A 982-nucleotide genomic window follows, 5' to 3' on the forward strand; every position below is an offset into this window, starting at 1 on the left:
TTCAATACTATCTACTTTGAAATTATCAAAGTAATGCTCAATTAAATATTTCATTGCCTTAACATTTGTGGCATTATCATCATATCTATATTCCATTAAATAACAATCTTCTTTTTTGCCCTCGTGTAATTCATGTTCTGGCAAATCTTCAATAATTCTAAAACCAGATTTTTGGTATGCCCTTATTGCTCTTGGATTATTTTTATGAGGGTCTAAAATAACTGCATTAGCATTTCTTTCTTTTTTCAAAAATTCAAAAATCAATTTAATATATCTTGTACCAATTCCTTTACTCCAATAATTTGGCTCTCCTATAAATTGATCCATACCATAGACTATCTCATCAGTTTTTGGATAATGATAATCAGTATATAACTCATCATACATTTTATATATTTGTCCATATCCAATAGGAACATTGTTATATTCAATAATTACTCTAAAAACTTCATCTTCCCAAGGCTCTGTATAATGTTTTTTTAATGATTCTAATGTATATTTTTTATCTCTACCACCATAAAATTCTAATACTCTTTCATCAGTTAACCATTTTAACATCAAAGGAAAATCATCATCTATTAAAGTTCTTATACATATTTCATTTTCAACTATATTCATTTATTTATCACCTTTTTCATAATCATATACATATACTATTTCATCTTTATAATCATTTTTACCACCTAATTTTTCATATACATGGCAAGCTGTTTTAGCAGATTTGTGTTTCTTGGAATTTATTGGGCACTTTGAATTGGCTACCTAAAATGAAATCGCTAAAACCTTCAATAACTTCAATAGCCCATTTCCCTAAATGTGTTAAGGGGAAATGGGCTTTCTTCTAGTATTGTTGGCATGATCGCAGAAGTGTTTTATGCTCTTAAATAATACTTTTTAATATATTGCAAATACTCATTAGCACTTTTCTGTATCTCTTCGCCCTTCATATCCGAATTAGCACCGTAAAGTACAAACTCTGGTA

1 protein-coding gene is annotated in these 982 nt (G+C 28.3%); it reads right to left on the reverse strand.

Annotated elements, in window-relative coordinates; genetic code table 11:
- Positions 1–618: aminoglycoside N-acetyltransferase AAC(6')-Ie (aac(6')-Ie, locus tag KA878_RS13975; protein ID WP_148251533.1), on the reverse strand; the 618-nt coding region annotated here is incomplete at its 3' end.
- Positions 619–982: the final 364 nt, after the last annotated feature.

The organism is Staphylococcus sp. GDY8P57P (assembly GCF_017892585.1).
GTDB classification, from domain to species: Bacteria; Bacillota; Bacilli; order Staphylococcales; family Staphylococcaceae; genus Staphylococcus; species Staphylococcus borealis.